Annotated in this window: 19 protein-coding genes, 2 tRNA genes and 2 pseudogenes; 14 read left to right on the forward strand and 9 right to left on the reverse strand. The window is 42.1% G+C overall.

Going from position 1 to position 23,133, the window contains the following annotated elements:
* The first annotated feature begins 26 nt into the window (after positions 1-26).
* The 5 genes from NXV01_RS22205 to NXV01_RS22225 all read left to right on the forward strand — a co-directional run bounded on the left by NXV01_RS22205 (position 27) and on the right by NXV01_RS22225 (position 3,758).
* Positions 27-731, forward strand: a complete 705-nt coding sequence (locus NXV01_RS22205) for a pirin family protein (RefSeq protein ID WP_148364804.1) — start codon at positions 27-29, stop codon at positions 729-731.
* 44 nt (positions 732-775) lie between these two features.
* A complete protein-coding gene (pdxH, locus tag NXV01_RS22210; RefSeq protein ID WP_259023248.1) occupies positions 776-1,423 on the forward strand; it encodes a pyridoxamine 5'-phosphate oxidase in 648 nt (215 codons plus the stop codon).
* A 67-nt stretch (positions 1,424-1,490) separates the two neighbouring features.
* Positions 1,491-2,222, forward strand: coding sequence for an MBL fold metallo-hydrolase (locus NXV01_RS22215; RefSeq protein WP_217721151.1), 732 nt, complete (start codon positions 1,491-1,493; stop codon positions 2,220-2,222).
* 13 nt (positions 2,223-2,235) lie between these two features.
* Positions 2,236-3,366, forward strand: coding sequence for a DUF4468 domain-containing protein (locus NXV01_RS22220; protein ID WP_148364801.1), 1,131 nt, complete (start codon positions 2,236-2,238; stop codon positions 3,364-3,366).
* Positions 3,367-3,380: 14 nt separating this feature from the next.
* Positions 3,381-3,758 (forward strand): VOC family protein, encoded by a 378-nt coding sequence (locus NXV01_RS22225; protein ID WP_004304308.1) that lies wholly within the window; start codon positions 3,381-3,383, stop codon positions 3,756-3,758.
* A gap of 64 nt (positions 3,759-3,822) precedes the next feature.
* Here the strand turns inward: NXV01_RS22225 and NXV01_RS22230 are convergent, their stop codons facing one another.
* Positions 3,823-4,287, reverse strand: coding sequence for a DUF3592 domain-containing protein (locus NXV01_RS22230; RefSeq protein ID WP_117934026.1), 465 nt, complete (start codon positions 4,285-4,287; stop codon positions 3,823-3,825).
* 4 nt (positions 4,288-4,291) lie between these two features.
* The gene (locus NXV01_RS22235; protein WP_004300779.1) at positions 4,292-4,477 is read right to left on the reverse strand and encodes a hypothetical protein; all 186 of its coding nucleotides are present in this window, start codon (positions 4,475-4,477) and stop codon (positions 4,292-4,294) included.
* 95 nt (positions 4,478-4,572) lie between these two features.
* On the opposite strand from NXV01_RS22235, the gene NXV01_RS22240 reads away from it, so the two are divergent.
* Entirely contained in the window at positions 4,573-5,304 is a 732-nt protein-coding gene (locus NXV01_RS22240) for a bifunctional 2-polyprenyl-6-hydroxyphenol methylase/3-demethylubiquinol 3-O-methyltransferase UbiG (RefSeq protein WP_195649488.1), read from the forward strand.
* Between the two features lie 144 nt (positions 5,305-5,448).
* On the opposite strand, the gene NXV01_RS22245 is transcribed toward NXV01_RS22240, so the two are convergent.
* Complete coding sequence (locus NXV01_RS22245) at positions 5,449-6,051, reverse strand: TlpA disulfide reductase family protein (protein ID WP_148364800.1); 603 nt, start codon at positions 6,049-6,051, stop codon at positions 5,449-5,451.
* A gap of 94 nt (positions 6,052-6,145) precedes the next feature.
* Between NXV01_RS22245 and NXV01_RS22250 the strand changes: the two genes are divergently transcribed.
* Positions 6,146-6,219: transfer RNA gene (locus NXV01_RS22250), tRNA-Thr, on the forward strand.
* Positions 6,220-6,396: 177 nt separating this feature from the next.
* On the opposite strand, the pseudogene NXV01_RS22255 reads toward NXV01_RS22250, so the two are convergent.
* The 5 genes and pseudogenes from NXV01_RS22255 to feoB all read right to left on the reverse strand — a co-directional run.
* A pseudogene (locus tag NXV01_RS22255) lies at positions 6,397-6,546 on the reverse strand (PAS domain-containing protein); the annotation flags it as partial.
* Positions 6,547-6,561: 15 nt separating this feature from the next.
* Positions 6,562-6,930: pseudogene (locus tag NXV01_RS22260) on the reverse strand (Fic family protein); the annotation flags it as partial.
* Between the two features lie 126 nt (positions 6,931-7,056).
* A tRNA-Cys gene (locus NXV01_RS22265) sits at positions 7,057-7,128 on the reverse strand.
* Positions 7,129-7,179: 51 nt separating this feature from the next.
* Complete coding sequence (locus NXV01_RS22270) at positions 7,180-7,395, reverse strand: hypothetical protein (protein WP_148364751.1); 216 nt, start codon at positions 7,393-7,395, stop codon at positions 7,180-7,182.
* Positions 7,392-9,878, reverse strand: coding sequence for a ferrous iron transport protein B (gene feoB / locus NXV01_RS22275; RefSeq protein ID WP_148364750.1), 2,487 nt, complete (start codon positions 9,876-9,878; stop codon positions 7,392-7,394). The genes NXV01_RS22270 and feoB overlap by 4 nt, the downstream gene beginning before the upstream one ends.
* Positions 9,879-10,023: 145 nt before the next feature.
* On the opposite strand from feoB, the gene tilS reads away from it, so the two are divergent.
* Positions 10,024-11,304: a tRNA lysidine(34) synthetase TilS gene (tilS, locus tag NXV01_RS22280; protein ID WP_195649501.1), complete on the forward strand. Its 1,281-nt coding sequence runs from the start codon at positions 10,024-10,026 to the stop codon at positions 11,302-11,304.
* Here tilS and NXV01_RS22285 read toward each other — a convergent pair.
* The gene (locus tag NXV01_RS22285) at positions 11,289-12,125 is read right to left on the reverse strand and encodes a 4Fe-4S binding protein (protein ID WP_195649502.1); all 837 of its coding nucleotides are present in this window, start codon (positions 12,123-12,125) and stop codon (positions 11,289-11,291) included. The two genes, tilS and NXV01_RS22285, sit on opposite strands and share 16 nt — an antisense overlap.
* A 236-nt stretch (positions 12,126-12,361) precedes the next feature.
* On the opposite strand from NXV01_RS22285, the gene rho reads away from it, so the two are divergent.
* The 6 genes from rho (at position 12,362) to ffh (ending at position 23,091) form a co-directional block, all read left to right on the forward strand.
* Positions 12,362-14,659: a transcription termination factor Rho gene (rho, locus tag NXV01_RS22290; protein WP_217721156.1), complete on the forward strand. Its 2,298-nt coding sequence runs from the start codon at positions 12,362-12,364 to the stop codon at positions 14,657-14,659.
* 283 nt (positions 14,660-14,942) lie between these two features.
* Positions 14,943-16,409, forward strand: coding sequence for a sulfatase (locus tag NXV01_RS22295; RefSeq protein ID WP_167511758.1), 1,467 nt, complete (start codon positions 14,943-14,945; stop codon positions 16,407-16,409).
* A gap of 90 nt (positions 16,410-16,499) precedes the next feature.
* Positions 16,500-18,350 (forward strand): HAMP domain-containing sensor histidine kinase, encoded by a 1,851-nt coding sequence (locus NXV01_RS22300; protein ID WP_259023249.1) that lies wholly within the window; start codon positions 16,500-16,502, stop codon positions 18,348-18,350.
* Entirely contained in the window at positions 18,347-20,302 is a 1,956-nt protein-coding gene (locus NXV01_RS22305; protein WP_148364746.1) for a HAMP domain-containing sensor histidine kinase, read from the forward strand. Before NXV01_RS22300 ends, NXV01_RS22305 begins: the two co-directional genes overlap by 4 nt.
* 39 nt (positions 20,303-20,341) lie before the next feature.
* Entirely contained in the window at positions 20,342-21,664 is a 1,323-nt protein-coding gene (locus tag NXV01_RS22310) for an MATE family efflux transporter (protein ID WP_195649505.1), read from the forward strand.
* 104 nt (positions 21,665-21,768) lie between these two features.
* Positions 21,769-23,091: a signal recognition particle protein gene (ffh, locus tag NXV01_RS22315; protein ID WP_259023250.1), complete on the forward strand. Its 1,323-nt coding sequence runs from the start codon at positions 21,769-21,771 to the stop codon at positions 23,089-23,091.
* Positions 23,092-23,133 lie beyond the last annotated feature (42 nt).

The raw sequence follows: 23,133 nt of genomic DNA on the forward strand, positions 1-23,133 counted from the left end.
AACAAATAAGAGAAAGGACAGATTTTATGAAAAAAGTAATACATAAAGCAGATACAAGAGGACATTCCCAGTATGACTGGTTGGATAGTTACCATACTTTTAGTTTTGACGAATACTTCGACTCCAATCGTATCAACTTCGGTGCCCTTCGCGTATTGAATGATGATAAGGTTGCACCCGGAGAAGGTTTTCAGACTCACCCGCATAAGAATATGGAAATCATCTCCATCCCTCTGAAAGGACATCTGCAACATGGAGACAGCAAGAAGAACAGCCGCATCATTACTGTTGGAGAAATTCAGACAATGAGTGCCGGAACGGGAATCTTCCACAGTGAAGTGAATGCAAGCCCTGTAGAACCGGTAGAATTCCTGCAGATCTGGATTATGCCGAGAGAACGGAACACCCGTCCCGTTTATCAGGATTTTAGCATTGCAGAGCTGGAACGTCCGAATGAACTGGCAGTCATCGTATCTCCCGACGGCAGTACACCTGCTTCCCTTTTACAAGACACCTGGTTCTCAATCGGTAAAGTTGAAGCCGGAAAGAAACTGGGTTATCATATGCATCAAAGTCATGCAGGCGTCTATATTTTCCTCATTGAGGGAGAAATTGTAGTAGACGGCGAAGTATTGAAACGCCGCGATGGTATGGGTGTTTACGATACCAACAGTTTCGAACTGGAGACACTGAAAGATTCACATATCCTATTAATAGAAGTACCTATGTGATTCCATCATTAGAAATTAAGAACTAAAAACAGCCAGATAATCTTATGGCGAAATTAAACATAGCAGATATCCGACAGGAATATACGAAAGGCGGGTTGCGGGAAAGTGAACTTCCCGGCGACCCGCTTTCGCTTTTCAATCGTTGGCTACAAGAAGCAATTGAGGCAGAGGTGGACGAACCGACTGCAGTCATTGTAGGAACCGTATCTCCCGAAGGGAGACCGTCTACCCGTACCGTATTATTAAAAGGGCTCCATGATGGAAAATTTGTCTTTTATACCAATTACGAAAGCCGTAAAGGCAGGCAATTGGCACAAAATCCGTATATCTCCCTCTCTTTTGTGTGGCACGCCCTCGAAAGACAAATACATATAGAGGGAATAGCGACGAAAGTTCCTCCGGAAGAATCGGATGAATATTTCCGGAAACGTCCTTATAAAAGCCGGGTCGGTGCACGAATTTCTCCTCAAAGTCAACCTATAATAAGCAGAATGCAATTAATACGGTCTTTTGTCAGGGAGGCAGCCCGGTGGATCGGTAAAGAAGTGGAAAGACCTGATAATTGGGGCGGATACGCCGTTACCCCCACAAGGATTGAATTCTGGCAAGGACGTCCCAACCGCCTGCACGACCGTTTTCTATATACCCTGCAACCGGACGGGGAATGGAAAATCAGTCGTCTTGCTCCTTGATTTCGTCGATTTTTCTTGGCAACTCCAACTAGAATACGTAATATTGCAACTATAAAATAGTCAGCTTATGACACTGGATTATATTTATCACAGCGGTTTCGCCATCGAAATGGAAGGTGTAACCGTTATCATCGATTACTACAAAGATTCTTCCGAAACGGAACATAACCGGGGAATCGTACATGATTATCTCCTGAAAAGGCCGGGTAAGCTATATGTATTGGCCACCCATTTCCATCCCGACCACTTTAACCGTGAGATATTGACCTGGAAAGAACAACGCCCCGACATTCAATATATTTTCTCCAAAGATATCTTGAAATCCCATCGTGCCAAAGCCGAAGATGCTTTCTATATTAAAAAAGGAGAAACATACGAAGACGAGACAATTCGTATCGATGCTTTCGGCTCAACGGATGTCGGCAGTTCGTTCCTGCTTCACCTGCAAGATTGGAGTATTTTCCATGCCGGCGACTTGAACAACTGGCATTGGAGTGAGGAATCTACTGAAGAAGAGATCCGAAAAGCCAATGGTGATTTCCTTGCAGAAGTTAAATATTTAAAAGAAAAAGCGCCAAACATCGATTTAGTACTATTCCCGGTGGATCGGAGAATGGGAAAAGATTACATGAAAGGGGCAAAACAGTTCATCGAACAAATAAAAACTACTATATTTGTGCCCATGCACTTCAGTGAAGATTATGAGGGGGGAAATGCGCTTCGTAGTTTTGCTGAAAATGCCGGATGCCGTTTTATCAGCATCACCCATCGGGGCGAAAGTTTTGAGATTACCAAATAAACACATGATAATTATGAATAAATTTACGATTCTGTTTCTTACCCTGTTCCTTGCATTGCCGATGGCGATGAAGGCAGATTCTGCAAAAGAGAAGAAAGACGACACCAGGTACCTTGTAGGAGCTGTTCCTGAAGTAGATGGTAAAGTAGTATTTTCCAAAGAATTCCAGATTCCCGGAATGAGTCAGGCACAAATCTACGACACAATGACAAAGTGGATGGACGAACGTCTGAAAGAAAATAAAAATATTGATAGCCGCATTGTTTTCTCTGACGAAGCAAAGGGGACAATTGCCGGTGTTGGAGAAGAATGGATTGTTTTCAGTTCAAGCGCCCTTTCATTAGATCGTACACTGGTCAACTATCAGATTACCGTTACCTGTAAACCCGGCAACTGCTTGGTAGAGCTTGAGAAAATCCGTTTCACTTACCGTGAAACAGAGAAATACAAAGCAGAAGAATGGATCACTGATAAATATGCGCTCAATAAAGCAAAGACCAAATTAGTGCGCGGCTTAGCTAAATGGCGTAGAAAAACTGTAGATTTCGCAGATGATATGTTTATGGATGTAGCAGTAGCTTTCGGAGCACCTGATACTCGTCCGAAGACAGAGAAAAAGAAAAAAGAAGAAGAGCAACAAAAAACATCTGTTGTGGCCGCTGCCGGTCCGATCATTATCGGTCAGGGAGGTAAAGTTACCACTACCGAATCTGCTCAAACCACCATTCCTGCGGCTACTTTGACTCCCGCCACTCCGGCTACCAAAGTTGCATCCGACGCATCCGGTTATACAGAAATTGATTTGAAACAAATTCCGGGCGAAGTATATGCTTTAATGGGAAGTGGCAAATTAGTGATCAGCATCGGAAAAGATGAGTTCAACATGACCAATATGACTGCAAATGCAGGTGGTGCATTGGGTTATCAATCAGGAAAAGCTGTTGCATATTGCACACTTTCACCCGATCAACCTTATGACGCAATAGAAAAGGCAGACAGCTATACACTAAAATTGTATGCTCCGAACCAAACAACTCCTTCAGCTGTTATCGAATGTAAGAAAATGCCTTCACAGACAACTCCGCAAGCCGGACAACCCCGTACCTATGTTGGAGAAATTGTGAAACTCTTAATGAAAAAATAAGGAAAATTGCAACAATGGAAATAAAAAGTAAATTTGACCATTTTAATATCAACGTTACAAACCTGGAGCGGAGTATCGCTTTTTATGAGAAAGCACTCGGCTTAAAAGAACATCATCGGAAAGAAGCATCCGACGGTTCATTTACACTGGTTTACCTGACAGATAATGAAACAGGTTTCCTATTGGAATTGACATGGCTCAAAGATCATACTGCTCCATACGAACTGGGGGAAAACGAAAGTCACCTCTGTTTTCGTGTAGCCGGTGATTACGATGCAATCAGGGCCTATCACAAAGAAATGAATTGTGTATGTTTTGAGAATACTGCCATGGGGCTTTATTTTATTAACGACCCGGATGATTACTGGATTGAAATACTTCCACAGAAGTGATTTTATATAAAAGGTGGGGCAGGATAATTATCCTGCCCCACCTTTTATATATAGAACGCTGTTTCTAAAAAACAAAGGATAGCCCTAAAATTGCCGACATTATAAAAAAACTACCAAGAACAAAATGGCTAATAAACAGCCTCATTATTTGCATGCTTGGCAACACAAACATATCATCTTTCTTATTTTTATCATACAATATGACAACCTTATCACCTACATGATACTGTTTTGGATAAAGATAAACATGACTTTCCCCTTCACTCTTTGGAGCAGAAGGAAGAAATTGGCAACATACCTCTTTTTCTCCCTCCAATTTATATTTTATTTTTGGTATACATACATCAGTAATATTCACACCATCAGACTTTAGTATCTCTATATCCACTACCTTCCCATATGTTTTCTTGCTATACGCTTTTATTATCTTGCAATGAATTATCCACAAGATTCCCATTTGCAGAACAAGAAAAGCACCTCGCAATAGAAGTATAACAGCAACTATACAAACTATTATATTTATAAACATATTTTTATTTTTTATGTCGACTAGCTCTTTTCTTCCGGATATCTGCTTTCATCTTCGCTGCACCCGAACCATGCTGACCACGAATATACGTCGCTTTTTTCGCTTTCGTTTTCACCTTTTCCTCTTCTTTGGGCTTATCTTTCTTACCTTTAAAAACGATGCCACCCATGATTGCTTCTTCTATACTCATATAATCATTTATTAGTATTCAATATTTCCGATGGCAAAGATAACCCTTTTCTGCGGATTTATTTATCTTTGCAAAGTTAACAATCGTAACCACCAATGGCAACAACAATTCTTTCTGCAGAAAAGGACCCGATGGGAGCCGCTATTTCTGACTATTTCAACCATCACAGAGCTGATCGTTTGCGGGTATTTTCTTCTCAATTCGAAGAAGATGAAATTCCCGTCAAAGAACTGTTTCGTAATATACAGTCTATGCCTATACTAGAGCGTACCGCCCTGCAAATGGCTACCGGACGGATTTTGGATGTAGGTGCCGGAAGTGGTTGCCATGCGCTGGCACTTCAGGAAATGGAAAAAAACGTATGCGCCATTGACATTTCTCCCTTATCTGTCGAAGTAATGAAACAACGCGGAGTGAACGATCCCCGCCTCATCAACCTTTTTGATGAAACATTTTCCGAAACATTCGATACGATCCTAATGCTCATGAATGGTTCCGGAATTATCGGACGGCTGAATAATATGCCCGTTTTTTTCCAACGGATGAAACGTATTCTCCGCCCTGGTGGATGCATACTTATGGATTCCAGTGATTTGCGTTATCTTTTTGAAGAGGAAGACGGTAGCATAGTCATCGACCTTGCCGGAGATTATTACGGAGAGATTGACTTCCAAATGCAGTATAAAGATGTAGAAGGAGACACATTCGACTGGTTATATGTAGATTTCCAGACTCTTAGCTTATATGCTTCCGAATGTGGTTTTAAGGCAGAATTGATAAAAGAAGGAAAGCATTACGATTATCTGGTCAAACTTAGCATTGCTTGAAAATACATCATCATATAGTGACGGTATGCACTCCGGATAGCGTCACTATATAACCAAAATAGTAACGCCATCACATCAGGATAGCGTTACTATTTTTATATACTCATACCTGTTCCGTTAGAAACATCTGATGAGGGTTTTCTTTTATTTTAGCATTTCATTAATTGCCTGCACAAGAGAAGCAAACTCTTCCTCATTATATAAACGAGTCAGCTTTACAATTTTCCCTTCCTTATCAATCAACACGTTTCTCGTTATTCCGGATTCACGTAATGCATATTTCGCAAAAATATCAGCTCCCGGATCCAGTCCTAACGGATAAGTGACTCCGGTAGATTTAGCAAAAGCCAGTACTTTGTCAAGCGGTTCGTCACGGTCAATGCCAATCAGAGCAAAGTCTGCATTATTTTTATGCTTCAACCAAATATCCTTCTCGATAAACGGCATTTCTTTACGGCAAACTCCACACCAGCTTGCTGTGAACTGCAACATGACTACTTTACCACGAAGGGAAGATAAACTCACTTGTTTCCCATCTGTCAAGGTAATCGTGAAATCCGGAGCCATCTCTCCTACCCGGACAATATATCCTGTACTATCTGCCTGAACAGATTTTGCATCCGTAGCTACTTCTACACTATCTGTTGCAACTTCAACATTCGCCGTTCCTTTCTTCTGTCCGGAACAAGCCCATATACCTATGGCTAAAAGCGCCATACTACATACATTCATAATTTTCATTTTCATCTAATCATTGGTAACTTTGCAAATATAAAAAAAGTATGCGATGTATTTGCATTTTTAAAAGAAATTCATACCTTTGCACCCGCAAAAGAAAAACGCCTCTTTAGCTCAGTTGGCGAGAGCACGTGATTTGTAATCTCGGGGTCGTTGGTTCGAATCCGACAAGAGGCTCTCCAGAATGAATGCTGTTTATCACATCAGATAAGCAGCATTTTTTTATTAATTACCGTTACATTTCAAGTAGCAAGTCCGGGTACACGTTGAAAAAAAGCGTTTATCGGTTCTCTGTTTATCAAAATCATACAAAAAAACTCATCTGTACCGGAACACAACGACGGACTGCTTCCTTCACACGTCAGGAACCACTGAATTTTCATTTATGTTGAGTTTGTTACCAAGAAGCGTTTGTGAGTCAGCTCCAAAAATTCGGCAGAAGCTTTCATTGCATCTTACCAGAGTGCCATCGGCTGTGAAGAAACCTATTCCAACAGGAAGTGAATTCCATAATTGTCAGTAGGGAGATTCCTCATTTGAAACCAGTCCAGTCGAGATAGATTGATGTATCCTAAACAGAGTGCGTTCATCTATGGCTTCTTTGTTGTTTCCTTTATTAATATATTCCAGTTCAAAAATGAATGTGTTATAAAGATTTTTAAGCATCTTGGCATCCTCATACTTCTTTTCAGAAGTAATGCCATCTTTCAATAACGCTTCCGTTTCAACGTAGGTATAAGTATTGCCCTCTATCTTTCCAGAGTAATAACACCATACCACTGCCAAGTCCTTTATTTCATTAGAATAAAGTTCGGATAACTTAGCCAAAGGACTTTCTAAGATAAATACAGCCTTCTTCTGTTGCTCTTCGTTGAATATTGATTTCATACTTTCGGAGTTTTCTTGATTTGCTTAAAAATAAACTTATCCAAAGCTTGCGCCCCTATTTGCGTCCTCTTCAAAAACAAAAAGCTCCGAAACCCTTTATTATAAGTAGTTTCGGAGCTTTGCTTGAGGTTCCTGGCGGATTCGAACCGCCGTACACGGTTTTGCAGACCGCTGACTAAGCCACTCATCCAAGGAACCATTATTTCTCGTTTGCGGTTGCAAAGGTAGTACAAATTTTGAAACTACCAACTATCCGCAGCAATTTTTCTTTGTACTTTTTTTCTTTACATCACACTCTCCGCGTTTCTTGTCCATCATATCCTTTAGTTCACAGCCACTTACACAGCTATCGCAAGGATTCTGATTTTCTCGCGTACGACGAAAAAAAAGAAATATTCCATATATAACGCGGGCAATACAGAGTACAACCAGTACTCCGACTACCCAATCTTGCCAATTATTCATACAAACAGTCCTCCAATCTGATAAACAGCAAATGATACAAGCCAAGCCAAGCCCGTTGTGTAACAAGCAGCAAAGAGCGCCCATTTCCAACTACCCGATTCCTGTTTTATAGCCGCTATCGCCGCAATACACGGAAAGTAAATCAATACAAACAACATATAACAGAAAGCAACCAATGGAGTAATCGGAATTCGTTCTGCCAAACTTACCGAATCAGCATCCGGATCATCTGCATATAAGACACCTAATGTACTTACTACCAACTCTTTCGCTCCCACACCGGAAAGCAAGCCAATACCTAGTTTCCAATCAAATCCCAGTGGTTTTATAACCGGCTCTATGCCACGCCCCAACTGGCCGATATAAGAATTTTCCTGCTGTTCAGCAGCCGTTTCATAAGCATCATGATTCGGATAATATCCCAGGAACCAGATTATAATAGAAGCAATCATAATAATTCCTCCCATCTTTTTCAAATACTGCGCTCCCTTTTCCCATGTGTGACGGAAGATCGATTTCGCTGTCGGCATCCGGTAAGGTGGAAGCTCCATCACAAATGGAGTATCATCACCTTTCACCAAAAACTTGCTAAATAAGCGGGCCATTACCACAGCCAATACAATACCAATCACATAAATACTTAACAACACCAGACTTGCATTGTTCGGGAAGAAAGCACCCACCAACAATAAATAAATCGGCAGACGCGCACTACAAGACATCAAAGGATTCACCAACATTGTAATAAGGCGGCTCTTCCGGTTCTCAATAGTACGGGAAGCTATAATAGCAGGCACATTGCACCCAAATCCCATAATCAAAGGTATGAATGATTTTCCGTGCAATCCCATTTTATGCATGATCTTATCCATGATAAAAGCCGCACGAGCCATATAACCCGAATCTTCCATAAGAGAAATGCAGAAATACAAAATCAAGATATTCGGCAAAAAGACAATAACCGCTCCTACCCCACCAATAATTCCATCAATCAGCAAATCTTTAAATGGACCTTCTGCCATATTATTGCGCAACAAGTCACCAATCTGCTCAACAACCCATTCAATCCCCATCATCGGATATTCTCCAATGACAAACGTACCTTCAAACATCAGATACATAAAAAGGAAAAAAATAGGAAATCCCCAAACACGATGAGTTACGATCGAATCCAGCACTTTCGTTGTCTGCGCCTGCTCCAAGTGATTATCTGTGAATGTCTCTTTCAGTGCACCGCTGATAAATCCATATTTAGCATCCGTAATAGCCGATTCACAATCCTCATTCATTGTGTCCTGAACACGCTTCGACATCTTGTCACGGACATGGAATATCTCATCCGCATTTGGCAATGTGCGCACAATACGTTCAATATCAGGATCATTCTCCAACAATTTAATGGAAAGGAAACGGGTAGAATATTTATGCCGGATAAATTCGTTCTTAGACACTTCACTTTTTACAGCCTCAATCGCTTTTTCGATATCAGGTCCATGATTAATATGAATATGTCGGAAGACACGTCCCGTCTTTTTGTGTTCACGCACATAATCTTCCAAATGCTCTTCCTCATGTTTCTTGCGATCCACCAAGGAGTCATGCCATTCAGTCAAATCCTTAAGAACTTCCGGATTCATATTTCCCTGTTTGTCGAAGAAGTCTACTCCTTCATACAGATTGATAACAACATGAAACAAGGTGTCCAATCCACGATTTTTCTTACTGACAGTAGGCAACATCGGCACCCCGAACAACTTGCTCAACAGATGATAATCCAAGGTATTTCCACTGGCTTCCAACTCATCATAAATATTCAGAGCTACTACCATGCGGACATTCATATCTATCAATTGGGTAGTCAGATATAAGTTTCGCTCCAGATTGGAGGAATCGACCACATTAATAATCACGTCCGGAGTTTCATCGATAATATGACGACGGACATAGATTTCTTCCGGCGTATAAGCAGACAAAGAATAAGTTCCCGGCAAATCGACAATACGGAAATGATAGCCTTCGAAATCAAAATAACCTTCTTTGGCATCCACGGTTACACCGCTGTAGTTTCCGACATGCTCATGAGCACCGGATGCAAGATTAAACAGAGAAGTCTTGCCACTGTTCGGGTTTCCGACCAAAGCAACATTGATGGTACGGCGTTTACCTAACGCCAACCGTTTCATATCTTCTTCTTTTACTGAAAGGTCTTCAGGCAATCCTTCATGATAAACGGTCTTTTCGGCCAGCTTCTTTGCTTCCTCCTCGCTGATCACTTCGATCATTTCAGCTTCCTGACGACGAAGAGAAATTTCATAACCTAAAACTTTATATTTTATGGGATCTTTTAGCGGGGCATTCAACAGCACTTCAACCGTTTTACCTTTAATAAAGCCCATCTCCACAATACGTTTACGAAAACCACCGTGCCCCAATACCTTTACAATAACACCTTTTTCTCCTGTTTTTAATTCGGACAAACGCATAACTCTCAAAATTTTTGGCAAAGATAATTCATAACTTCGGAGCATGCAAATTATTTAGAATGTTTTTAAATAGCAGCCTTTTTCATCCTCTAAAAGATTCAGAAAAAATAAAAAAACTTATTGATAAACTCGTATCTTTGCAGGCATGATACAACAACGCGTTACAAAATATATAGAAAAGGAACATTTGTTCTCACCGGATGATAAAATCCTGATCGCATTGAGTGGTGGTGCCGACTCGGTAGCATTGCTATATATTCTGCATACAGCAGGTTATCATTGCGAAGCCGCACATTGTAATTTCCACTTGCGAGGCAAAGAGTCAGACCGGGACGAGTTATTTGTCCGCCAACTTTGCGAAAGAATGGAAATCCATTTACATACCATTGATTTCAACACGACCCAATATGCAACGGAAAAACATATTTCGATTGAAATGGCCGCACGGGAACTCCGCTACCAATGGTTCGAGAAAATTAGAAAAGAATGTCAGGCAGATGTTATCGCTGTGGCCCATCACCAAGATGATAGCATAGAAACTATACTACTTAACCTGATTCGGGGAACAGGAATTACCGGTCTGTTAGGAATCCGCCCCCGTAATGGAGCCATCGTACGCCCTCTGCTTTGCATCAACCGGGAAGAAATAATTCGTTACCTGCAAAACATCGGACAAGATTATGTGACAGACAGCACCAATCTGGAAGACGAATATACCCGTAATAAAATCCGGCTCAACCTCCTTCCCCTCATGCAGGAAATTAATCCGTCAGTCAAAAACACTCTGATAGATACGAGTAATTATCTGAATGATGTAGCCACTATATATAATAAATGTATAGAGGCGACTAAAAAGAAAATCATTACAGCAGAAGGTGTCCGAATCAGTGATTTGGTTAAGGAACCGGCACCCGAAGCTATTTTATTCGAAGTCCTGCATCCTCTAGGATTCAATTCCGCACAAATCAAAGATATCGCCCATTCGCTTCATAGCCAACCGGGCAAGCAATTCTGCAGCAAAGAATGGAGAGTGATAAAAGACAGAGAATTCTTATTAATAGAAACCATTGAATCTGAAAATGAGGTTCTTCCTCCTTTTCAAATCATCAAAGAGGAAAGAGAGTACACCCCGGATTTTCTCATTCCACGTGAAAAGGAAATAGCCTGTTTTGATGCCGACAAACTGAATGGAGAAATTCATTACCGGAAATGGCAACCGGGAGACACTTTTATCCCTTTTGGAATGAAAGGAAAGAAAAAAATAAGCGATTATCTGACCGACCGCAAATTTTCTATCAGCCAAAAAGAACGCCAATGGGTACTCTGCTGTGGAGAACACATCGCATGGCTGATAGGCGAACGAACAGACAACCGCTTTCGTATTGATGAAACGACCAAGCGCGTCGTGATCTACAAAATAGTTTGAGGCAACTTCTGTTTCTTGAAGCAATCTGACAACAAAACTGCAAAAGGGGTATCATATACCCTTGCTTTCCTAACGCAAGCTTTTACACAGGCACAACATTTAATACATTTAGCCTCATCCGTATGTAGCTCGTCCCCTTTCGTTATAGCCCCTGCCGGACAACGGACCACACACAACCCGCAATGGGTACACAAATTCTCATCTTCCACCCAAGGAGCCCGGGGAAGCGGTGTCCCACTTTTACGTAACTTGATGACTTTCCTCAAAAAACGGAACAAAGGAAAAAATGGCTGACTCGGACGCTTGATAGCACGTACATCCACCGGATAAAGGGTATCCATATTATCAGCTGTCTGTATTTTTTCCATGATTTTCTTCCCAAACTCCACCGCAAAGGCTAAATCCGTTTCATCAGGACGTCCCATTGCAATCGGATATTTGTCGGTACTATATGAATGTTCTCCAATAAAAGTTGCCCCGGCTATTACTTTAAATCCATGAGGAATAGCAAAAGCATCCAGTTCCATTAAAGCTTTTTCATAAGCACGATTTCCATAAACCACTACCAAAACGGTAGGAGTATCCACTCCACGGATATACTGCAAACGCTCCATTGCCAGAGGAGCGACATGTCCTCCATACACAGGCACTACAATAATAGCCAAAGAAGATGTAGGAATCACAATTTCATCTGCAATCTGCTGTGTCACATTGATAGGAAAAATATTTTTTATGCCCGCTCCGTGAACAATCGCCTCCGCAACTTGTTTAGATGTGTGTGTAGGCGAAAAATAAATTAAATGAGCTTCATTTACTGTCATACTATTTTCTTTTATGTAGCAAAGATACACTTTTACGTGGAAAAAAATGTTTGATTGTTCATGAAACCAAAAAAAATTATTATCTTTGCCCCGTTGAAACATTCTACGATTCAACATATACATCCCTAATTCAGAATAAAAAACAAAACGTATGCTCGCATATCTGTAGCCATGAGCTGTAGTAATGCTGTCCATAATTCAGCAAAAAAAGAAATATTAATAACTTACCATACTATATGTATAACATTATCCAATTAAACGACAAAAATCTGTCGGAACTTCAAGTTATTGCCAAAGAGTTAGGCATAAAAAAAGCAGACTCATACAAAAAAGAAGACCTTGTTTATAAAATACTCGATGAACAGGCCATTGTAGGAGCTACAAAAAAAGTTGCCGCAGATAAACTAAAAGAAGAACGCAAAAATGAAGAACAAAAGAAAAAGCGTTCACGGGTAGCTCCTACCAAAAAAGAAGACAAGGTGGTTTCCGCAACAAAGAGTGGAGAGGCTAACAAGACAAAAGAGCCCACTCCTGTAAAAGCGGCACCACAACCTTCCCAAAAAGAAGAGAGTACAAACAAAGAAAAAGAAACTGTTGTTGTAGAAGCTAAAGCAGAAAACACTGCTACTCCCAAGCGTAAAGTAGGCCGTCCTCGTAAGAACTCTGACGCAGAAGAGAAAAAAGAAGTAGAAAATGCAAAACCGGCAGCACCCAAAGTAGTGGAGTCTAAGCCTGTTGTTGCAGAGAAAGCTACTGGTACTGAGGAAAAAACGGCTCCGGTACAACAGCAAACAGCCGAGAAGAAAGCAAAAAACAAACCTGCATCAGAAGCGAATAAGCCTGTTGCAGAAACAAATAAACCGGCTGCAGAACCTAACAATCCTGTTGTAGAGAAAAAGGTTATAGATAAACCACAAAAGAAAGCTGCCCCCGTTATCGACGAGGAAAGTAATATCCTGTCCAACGTTGACGACGATGATTTTATTCCAATCGAAGATCTGCCTTCTGAAAAAATAGAGCTTCCTACCGAACTATTCGGAAAATTCGAAGCTACCAAAACAGAATCAGCACAGACAGCACCGGAACAATCACCTCATCCTCAACAGCAACAACAATCCCAACAACAGCAATCCCAGCAGCAACGTCCGCGTATTGTTCGCCCACGCGACAATAACAACGGCAATAATAATGCTACTAACAATGGCAATAACGCCAATAATAATAGCAATAATAATTTCCAGCGTAACAACAATAACCAGAATCAGGCTCAGATTCCAAATCAAAATCAGAACCAAAACCAACAACGCTTACCGATGCCACGTGCCGCTCAGCAGAACAATGCGGGTGAAAATCTTCCGGTACAACAACAGCAGCAGGAACGCAAGGTTATTGAACGCGAAAAGCCTTATGAATTCGATGATATTCTCAACGGAGTAGGCGTTCTGGAAATTATGCAGGATGGATACGGATTCCTCCGTTCTTCCGACTATAACTACCTTTCTTCTCCGGACGATATTTATGTATCACAGTCTCAAATCAAACTATTTGGTCTGAAAACCGGTGATGTAGTAGAAGGAGTTATCCGTCCACCCAAAGAAGGAGAAAAATATTTCCCATTGGTAAAGGTTTCGAAAATCAACGGACGTGACGCAGCTTTCGTTCGCGACCGTGTTCCTTTCGAACATCTGACACCTCTCTTCCCGGATGAAAAGTTCAAACTTTGCAAAGGCGGTTATTCAGACTCTATGTCTGCCCGTGTTGTCGATCTTTTCGCTCCTATCGGTAAAGGTCAGCGTGCATTGATCGTTGCCCAGCCAAAGACAGGTAAGACCATCTTAATGAAAGATATCGCTAATGCTATCGCAGCCAACCACCCGGAAGTTTACATGATTATGTTGCTGATTGATGAACGCCCGGAAGAAGTAACTGACATGGCTCGCAGTGTTAATGCAGAAGTAATCGCTTCTACTTTTGACGAACCGGCAGAACGTCACGTAAAAATTGCAGGTATCGTATTGGAAAAGGCAAAACGTCTGGTAGAATGCGGTCACGACGTAGTTATCTTCCTTGATTCTATCACTCGTCTGGCTCGTGCATACAATACAGTATCTCCTGCATCCGGAAAAGTTCTTTCTGGTGGTGTGGATGCAAATGCACTTCATAAACCAAAACGCTTCTTCGGTGCTGCCCGTAATATTGAAAACGGCGGTTCACTGACCATTATTGCTACCGCACTGATCGATACCGGTTCTAAAATGGACGAAGTTATCTTCGAAGAATTTAAGGGTACAGGTAACATGGAGTTGCAGCTCGACCGCAACCTGTCCAACAAACGTATCTTCCCGGCAGTCAACATTACCGCATCCAGCACTCGTCGTGACGACCTGTTGCTTGATAAAACAACCCTTGACCGCATGTGGATATTACGCAAATATCTTGCCGACATGAATCCGATCGAAGCAATGGACTTCGTTAAAGACCGTCTGGAAAAAACCAGAGACAACGACGAATTCCTGATGAGCATGAACAGCTAATCAACAGCAAACTTATAAATGAACGGTGAACAAACTGCGCCATAACAAGTGCAGTTTATTCACCGTTTTCTTTTTCAGTAACCCGTTTTATGACTTATCACCTGCCGTTTATCACTTATCATTCAACTCCCATCACCGATAGTTCCCCCTAATGGCCAGCCAACCTTTCATTTTTGTACAAAATACTTTCATTTGCGTCCAAAACCACTACCTCACCCTTTTTTACGTTTCCTTTTTTCCTATTTTTGCTTCCAAATCAAATATTACTTAATTCTAACCAGTAATGAAAACTATTTATCCATTCATGGGATTAGCCCTGTGCAGCGTGACAGCACAGGCTCAAGAAAAGCCCAATTTCCTGATTATTCAGTGCGACCATCTTACACAACGTGTTGTGGGAGCTTACGGACAAACACAAGGCTGTACCCTCCCTATTGACGAAGTCGCTTCACGAGGAGTTATCTTCTCCAATGCTTATGTAGGTTGCCCTCTCAGCCAACCCTCACGTGCTGCTTTATGGAGTGGCATGATGCCTCATCAAACCAATGTACGCTCCAACTCCAGCGAACCTATCAACTCACGTATTCCCGAAAACATACCGACATTAGGAAGCCTTTTCTCTGAAAACGGTTATGAAGCCGTACACTTCGGAAAAACACACGACATGGGTTCACTTAGAGGATTCAAGCATAAAGAACCGGTAGCCAAGCCATTCACCGATCCGGAATTCCCGGTCAATAACGACAGTTTCCTGGACGTAGGAACATGTGAAGACGCTGTTGCTTATCTAAGTAATCCGCCGGAAGAACCATTCATCTGTATTGCCGATTTTCAGAACCCTCACAATATCTGCGGATTTGTAGGAGCAAACGAAGGAATACATACCGACCGCGCCATCAGTGGAACCCTTCCGGAGCTACCGGCCAATTTCGATGTAGAAGACTGGAGCAATATCCCTAAACCAGTGCAATACATCTGCTGCAGCCATCGCCGCATGACCCAGGCCGCTCATTGGAATGAAGAGAATTACCGTCATTACATTGCCGCTTTCCAACACTATACCAAGATGGTTTCCAAGCAAGTAGACAGCGTATTGAAAGCCCTCTACTCCACTCCTGCCGGAAAAAACACAATCGTTATTATCATGGCTGACCATGGTGATGGAATGGCTTCACACCGCATGGTGACCAAGCACATCAGTTTCTATGATGAAATGACCAACGTACCGTTTATTTTTGCAGGTCCTGGCATCAAACAACAGAAAAAGCCCGTAGACCAAGTATTGACACAGCCTACGTTAGATCTTCTGCCTACCCTTTGTGATTTGGCAGGAATTCCCGTTCCGGCCGAAAAACCGGGAATCAGCCTTGCACCTATATTAAAAGGGGAGAAACAGAAAAAAACTCACCCTTATGTAGTTTCCGAATGGCATAGCGAATATGAATATGTCGTTACTCCCGGACGTATGGTACGCGGACCGAGATACAAGTACACTCACTATCTGGAAGGTAACGGAGAAGAGCTATATGATATGAAAAAGGATCCGGGAGAACGCAAGAATCTCGCCAAAGACCCTAAATACAGTAAGGTTCTCGCCGAACACCGTGCCATGCTTGATGATTACATCGCCCGCACCAAAGATGATTACCGGAGTTTGAAAGTAGATGCCGATCCACGATGCAGAAACCATACTCCCGGCTACCCCAACCACGAGGGCCCTGGGGCACGAGAGATACTCAAAAGAAAATAAATTATAAAAAAGAGTGAAGATTTCTTTGTAATCTTCACTCTTTTTAGTTCTTTTGCAGATAAACTTACAAGCAAGCAATTCTTATATCAAGTGAAAAAATACAGACGTCATATAATTGCAATAGTCGTAACCGTATTAATATCGGTCACCTTATATGCAGCACGTACAAATTCAGATCGTCTTTCTTTATTACAACCTTTACTTGAATATAATCATCCATTCAGTCCGGACATCCCTATCGACAGCATCATTGCCTGGGAAAAACTTTTAGAACCGGAATTACAAAAGAAACAACAATATCCACTCCTATTTCAAATAAATTTGCTGACCGTTCAGGCCTTGATAGCAGAAGGCAACATCAGTCTTGCCATCAATCAGGCCAACCAGATGTACCAGAAAGCCAAAGAAATGGATTATCCTCTGGGGACAGCACTCGCATTACACGCCATTGGAAATACTTATTTAAGTTCATCAACGCCACAAGCCGCCATCGAATCATACAGGGAAGCATTAGAAGTGATCCGGAAAATCCCTCATGCCAGCCAATATGTCAAAACAATTCTGCCCCAACTCATTCTGACCAAACTCAAATATCATCAAATGACAGATATAGAAGACAATATCCGGGAACTCGAATCTGTTACTGACAAAGGCGGGAATCCACAAGACGACTTTCATCTAGTTTACTGTCAGGCATTCTACCGTATTCAGACACACCATCTTCCCGAAGCATTAAACCACATACAGCAAGCCAAGCAAATCAGTCAGCAGCATCTGTACCCATATTTTCATTTAATGATTAAATACTTGTACTCTTGCTACTACACTGAATCTAAAGAGTACATTCAGGCATTAAACACACTTGATGAATTACTTTCACATACGAAAACTACCAACTCATACACATCCTTACAAGTACAAAAGGATCGTGCCCACATACTTGCCCTGATGGGAAAAGGCAAGGAAGCATGTGAAGCCTATGAAATATTCAATACGTACAAAGACTCTTTGGACGCAATGAATTATATTCGCCAAATCAACGAATTACACACCCTCTACCAAATAGACAAAAACGAACTGGACAACTTAAACAGACAGAAGACAATCCTTTTCTGGAGTTGGTTTACCATCCTATTCATTGTCATACTGATTGTATTTTTCATCCTTTTGGTCAAACGAGGGAATAAAAAACTGCGCCAATCACAACAGGAGCTGGAAAAAGCGAAAAAGCAAGAAGAAAATTCCATCCGGGCAAAGAGCCTTTTCCTTTCCAACATGAGCCATGAAATTCGGACACCACTCAATGCGTTGTCCGGCTTCTCCTCTATCCTGACGGAAGAATCCATCGACAACGAGACCCGGAAACAGTGTAGCGATATTATTCAGCAAAATTCAGAACTGTTACTCAAGCTGATTAACGACGTAATCGACTTGTCCAGTCTCGAAGTGGGCAAGATGAAATTCAAATATGAGCGGTGTGATGCAGTAGCAATATGCAGAAATGTTATCGACATGGTTGAGAAAATAAAACAGACAAATGCAAACGTCCGTTTTTCAACCTCTCTCCATTCATTAGAACTGACGACAGACAATGCAAGGTTGCAACAATTATTAATCAACCTTCTCATCAACGCAACCAAATTTACTCCGCAAGGCTCCATCACCATGGAATTGGAAAAACAGACAGAAGATATAGCACTGTTTTCTGTGACCGACACCGGTTGCGGTATCTCTCCGGAGAATCAGAATAAAATATTCAACCGTTTTGAGAAACTAAATGAAAATGCTCAAGGCACAGGACTCGGCTTGTCTATCTGCCAACTCATTATCGAGCAGCTGGGCGGCAAAATATGGCTTGACTCCAATTATAAGGAAGGAGCCCGTTTCCTGTTCACACACCCTATTTACCATGAGCAACCAGGAAAGGAGGAAGCAGAATGAAACAAGTCCTGCTCCTGTTCCTTCTATTATGCTGCGCCTTCACCGGAAAAGCCAGTACCGAGATTGTTTTGGAATCAGATAGCCTGATAAAGGTGTTGCAAACGTTACCATACGATACGACACGGCTGAATGTTCTTAATAAAATCATCAGAATAGAACAAAACAACCAGCAATGTATCCAATATTCAGATGTATTAATGAAAGAAGCATTGCAACTGAGAAACGACAGATACGCCGGTCTGGCCGCTTACTACCATATCTTATACTATTACAATCGTAATAATCAAGACAGTGTAGCGAAATGGCTCACCATAATGGAGCCTCATGCCCGGAAATCAGATTTATGGAATTACTTCTTTGATGCCAAACGTTTCCAGATAGATCTGTACACATTCAACGAACAATATGAACTTGCTATCAACGAATCTCAAAAGATGCAACAGCAAGCCTCCCAAAGGAATAGTAACCGGGGGAGTATAGCCGCCTATCAATGCCTGAGCAATGCATATATCGGCAGTCAACGCTGGGATAAAGGAATAGAAGCACTGGAGACTGCCTACCAGCTACTCACCCCGACAGAAAATCCGGTGGTCCGTATCTCGGTATTATCACAGTTAGTATCCGTTGTCAAAGAAAAGAAGGATAATAAAAAACTACTCAAATATCTGCAGGAACTGGAAAACACCCTTCATAACCATATCAGTGCGAACCCATCTTTAAAAACGGGGTTTGCCGATGTATATCTGTTCAATGAACTGTTCTACAGCTATTATTACCTGAATACCCATCAGCCGCAACAAGCTTATGAACATCTTGTAAAATCTAAAGAATATCTGGATGAGAATACTTATTTCATGTATAAAGTACTCTATTTCGACACATTTGCCAAATATCACCAAGCAATTGGAGACTACCAACAGGCATCGGATTATATCGACACGACACTGACGATGTTGAAGAAAGACTTCACAAGCGACTATGCCGAACAGCTACTCGAAAAGGCCAGAATATGGAAACAGGCAGGGCAAAGCGAAAAAGCCATCCCTCTGTATGAGGAGGCACTCGCCATCAAAGACTCGACAGCCACTGTACTCTCAAACAATCAGATGGCACAGATACAGAGCAAATACAATATCGAAAAAACAGAACTGGATCAAAAAAGGGAAAACAACCGGCTCCAGCTCACCTATCTGATCTTTATATTTGTTATCCTGCTTCTGCTTTTTATCTTTATGGCGCGACTCTTTATGGTACGGAAAGCACTCAAATACGCAGAAAACGAAATCCGGAAAACAACAGAAAACGTGCGGAAAACCAATGAAATAAAAAATCGCTTCCTGTCCAACATGAGCTATAACATCCGTACCCCGCTCAACAATGTAGTCGGTTTCTCACAACTCATAGCCAGTGAACCCAACATAGACAAGGAAATAAGGCAAGAATACTCAAACATCATCCACAAAAGTTCGGAGAAGTTAATGAGACTTGTCAATGACGTTCTCGACTTATCCCGTTTGGAAGCCCAAATGATGAAGTTCCAGTTGCAAGACTATGATGCCACTACCCTATGTAAGGAAGCATGTTGCATGGCGCAGATGCAAAACGAGAAAACAGGTATCCAGATTGAGTTTTCCAGTGAAACAGACGCTCAAATCCATACCGATATAACACGACTGACGCAGGCCTTGCTTAGCGCACTGGTATACCCGCAAGAACACAGACAAGCACGAATCATCCGATTCACATTAAACCGGGATGAAGATATGCTCCGTTTCCGGATCACTAATTCACCTTTGGCAGACCATGCATTCGTATCACAGGAAACCATCATCCGGCATGATATAAACCTGTTATTGCTAAAACATTTCGGAGGAAACTATCTCGTCAACGATAAAACTCCCGAAGGTCCGGAAATTGTTTTCATCTACCCCATCGTTTCCGAATCGAAATAAAGCACTATCTTTGCAAAGTGTAAACTTAAACACTTAATTATGTACACCAACAAACAGATTTGGAGTGTCAGTTATCCGATACTACTAAGCTTGCTGGCACAAAATGTCATCAATGTCACCGACACAGCATTCCTCGGACACGTGAGTGAGGTAGCCCTTGGAGCATCGGCTATGGGTGGGTTATTCTATATATGCGTATTCACCATCGCATTCGGATTCAGTACCGGTTCGCAGATAGTCATAGCACGACGCAACGGCGAAGGACGCTATTCGGATGTCGGTCCCGTCATGATTCAAGGAGTCATGTTCCTATTCGTGATGGCACTGCTGCTATTCGGATTCACCAAAGCATTCGGCGGAAACATCATGCGTTTACTGGTTTCTTCAGAATCCATCTACGAGGGAACGATGGAGTTTCTGGACTGGCGTATTTACGGATTCTTTTTCTCGTTCATCAATGTCATGTTCCGGGCATTGTATATCGGCATTACACGCACTAAAGTACTAACGATCAATGCCATCGTCATGGCATTAACCAATGTAGTACTGGACTACGCATTAATTTTCGGAAAGTTCGGTTTGCCGGAAATGGGTATCAAGGGAGCGGCTATCGCCTCCGTACTGGCAGAAGCTTCCTCCATTCTCTTTTTCGTCATTTACACATACCTCACCGTCGATTTGAAGAAATATGGTCTGAACCGTCTGCGTACATTCGACCCGGCATTGCTGATGCGGATACTTAGTATCTCCTGTTTCACTATGCTGCAATATTTCCTGTCAATGGCTACCTGGTTCGTATTCTTCGTAGCCGTAGAACGGTTGGGACAACGGGAACTGGCGATTGCCAATATCGTCCGGAGTATCTACGTCGTACTGCTGATTCCGGTCAATGCATTGGCTACTACCACCAACAGTCTTGTCAGCAACGCCATCGGTGCGGGAGGTATCCAGCACGTGATGCCGCTCATCAATAAAATTGCCCGGTTCTCCTTTTTCATCATGCTGGGATTAGTAGCAGTATCAGCATTATTTCCAGAGTTCCTGCTCTCCATCTACACCAGTGAAGCGGCACTCATTACGGAATCCGTGCCCTCAGTATACGTTATTTGTTGCGCCATGCTTATCGCATCTGTAGCCAACGTGGTGTTCAACGGCATCTCCGGAACAGGAAATACACAAGCAGCCCTGTTGCTCGAAACAATTACAATCATCATCTACGGGTCCTACATAGTTTTCATCGGAATGTGGCTGAAAGCACCGATTGAAATCTGCTTTACAATTGAGATTGTGTATTATAGCTTACTGTTGATCACAAGTTATATTTATCTCAAAAAAGCAAAATGGCAAAATAAAAAGATATAAATACAAGAGATTTTTGTACATTTGCAAGCTCAAATAAAGAGTAGACGGAAAAGTCTCTCTTTTGCCCAAGTAAATTGTAATTAGTAATTCGTAATTAAATAACTATGTTCGATAATTTAAGTGAAAGACTAGAACGGTCATTCAAGATTCTGAAAGGTGAAGGCAAAATCACCGAAATCAACGTGGCGGAGACACTGAAAGACGTACGTAAAGCACTTCTCGACGCCGACGTAAACTACAAGGTTGCAAAGAATTTCACGGATACAGTGAAAGAAAAAGCGCTTGGCCAGAACGTTCTTACGGCTGTGAAGCCAAGCCAGTTGATGGTGAAGATCGTGCATGATGAACTTACACAGTTGATGGGTGGAGAGACAGCCGAGATCAATATCGACGCCCGTCCGGCAGTTATCCTGATGTCAGGTTTGCAGGGTTCGGGTAAGACCACTTTCTCCGGTAAACTGGCACGGATGCTGAAAACCAAGAAGAACCGTAAGCCATTATTGGTCGCTTGTGACGTTTACCGTCCGGCAGCTATCGAACAGTTGCGTGTATTGGCAGAACAGATTGAAGTACCGATGTACTGTGAACTGGACAGCAAGGATCCGATAGAAATCGCACAACACGCCATTCAGGAAGCCAAAGCCAAAGGATACGATCTCGTTATCGTCGATACAGCCGGACGTCTGGCAGTAGACGAGCAGATGATGAACGAGATCGCCGCTATTAAAAAAGCAATCAACCCGGACGAAATTCTGTTCGTGGTAGACTCCATGACCGGTCAGGACGCTGTAAACACTGCTAAAGAATTCAACGAACGTCTGGACTTTAACGGTGTGGTACTGACCAAACTCGATGGTGATACCCGCGGTGGTGCGGCTCTTTCTATCCGTTCGGTAGTGAACAAACCGATTAAATTCGTAGGTACAGGTGAAAAACTGGAAGCAATCGACCAGTTCCACCCTGCCCGTATGGCCGACCGTATTCTCGGTATGGGTGACATCGTTTCATTGGTAGAACGTGCTCAGGAACAATACGATGAAGAAGAAGCCAAACGCTTACAGAAGAAAATTGCCAAAAACCAATTCGACTTCAACGACTTCCTTAGCCAGATTGCACAAATCAAAAAAATGGGTAATCTGAAAGACCTAGCTTCCATGATTCCGGGAGTAGGAAAAGCAATCAAAGACATTGATATTGACGACAATGCTTTCAAGAGCATCGAAGCCATTATTTATTCCATGACTCCGGCAGAACGTTCCAACCCGGAAATACTGAACGGTTCACGCCGTACGCGTATCGCCAAAGGTAGCGGAACGACTATCCAGGAAGTAAACCGCCTGCTGAAACAGTTCGACCAGACACGCAAAATGATGAAAATGGTGACTAGCAGCAAAATGGGTAAGATGATGCCTAAGATGAAAAAGTAATCATTCAATAGATCCAAATCTAATGATAAGTAAGAAGAGGGA

This window comes from Bacteroides sp. BFG-606, from assembly GCF_024788145.1.
Classification (GTDB): Bacteria; Bacteroidota; Bacteroidia; order Bacteroidales; family Bacteroidaceae; genus Bacteroides; species Bacteroides vicugnae.

What these genes read in the sequence shown, in the direction of transcription:
- NXV01_RS22205 (WP_148364804.1), top strand. Translation starts at nt 27, where the DNA reads ATGAAAAAAGTAATACATAAAGCAGATACAAGAGGACATTCCCAGTAT.
- pdxH (WP_259023248.1), top strand. Translation starts at nt 776, where the DNA reads ATGGCGAAATTAAACATAGCAGATATCCGACAGGAATATACGAAAGGC.
- NXV01_RS22215 (WP_217721151.1), top strand. Translation starts at nt 1,491, where the DNA reads ATGACACTGGATTATATTTATCACAGCGGTTTCGCCATCGAAATGGAA.
- NXV01_RS22220 (WP_148364801.1), top strand. Translation starts at nt 2,236, where the DNA reads ATGAATAAATTTACGATTCTGTTTCTTACCCTGTTCCTTGCATTGCCG.
- NXV01_RS22225 (WP_004304308.1), top strand. Translation starts at nt 3,381, where the DNA reads ATGGAAATAAAAAGTAAATTTGACCATTTTAATATCAACGTTACAAAC.
- NXV01_RS22230 (WP_117934026.1), bottom strand. Translation starts at nt 4,287, where the DNA reads ATGTTTATAAATATAATAGTTTGTATAGTTGCTGTTATACTTCTATTG.
- NXV01_RS22235 (WP_004300779.1), bottom strand. Translation starts at nt 4,477, where the DNA reads ATGAGTATAGAAGAAGCAATCATGGGTGGCATCGTTTTTAAAGGTAAG.
- NXV01_RS22240 (WP_195649488.1), top strand. Translation starts at nt 4,573, where the DNA reads ATGGCAACAACAATTCTTTCTGCAGAAAAGGACCCGATGGGAGCCGCT.
- NXV01_RS22245 (WP_148364800.1), bottom strand. Translation starts at nt 6,051, where the DNA reads ATGAAAATGAAAATTATGAATGTATGTAGTATGGCGCTTTTAGCCATA.
- NXV01_RS22270 (WP_148364751.1), bottom strand. Translation starts at nt 7,395, where the DNA reads ATGAATAATTGGCAAGATTGGGTAGTCGGAGTACTGGTTGTACTCTGT.
- feoB (WP_148364750.1), bottom strand. Translation starts at nt 9,878, where the DNA reads ATGCGTTTGTCCGAATTAAAAACAGGAGAAAAAGGTGTTATTGTAAAG.
- tilS (WP_195649501.1), top strand. Translation starts at nt 10,024, where the DNA reads ATGATACAACAACGCGTTACAAAATATATAGAAAAGGAACATTTGTTC.
- NXV01_RS22285 (WP_195649502.1), bottom strand. Translation starts at nt 12,125, where the DNA reads ATGACAGTAAATGAAGCTCATTTAATTTATTTTTCGCCTACACACACA.
- rho (WP_217721156.1), top strand. Translation starts at nt 12,362, where the DNA reads ATGTATAACATTATCCAATTAAACGACAAAAATCTGTCGGAACTTCAA.
- NXV01_RS22295 (WP_167511758.1), top strand. Translation starts at nt 14,943, where the DNA reads ATGAAAACTATTTATCCATTCATGGGATTAGCCCTGTGCAGCGTGACA.
- NXV01_RS22305 (WP_148364746.1), top strand. Translation starts at nt 18,347, where the DNA reads ATGAAACAAGTCCTGCTCCTGTTCCTTCTATTATGCTGCGCCTTCACC.
- NXV01_RS22310 (WP_195649505.1), top strand. Translation starts at nt 20,342, where the DNA reads ATGTACACCAACAAACAGATTTGGAGTGTCAGTTATCCGATACTACTA.
- ffh (WP_259023250.1), top strand. Translation starts at nt 21,769, where the DNA reads ATGTTCGATAATTTAAGTGAAAGACTAGAACGGTCATTCAAGATTCTG.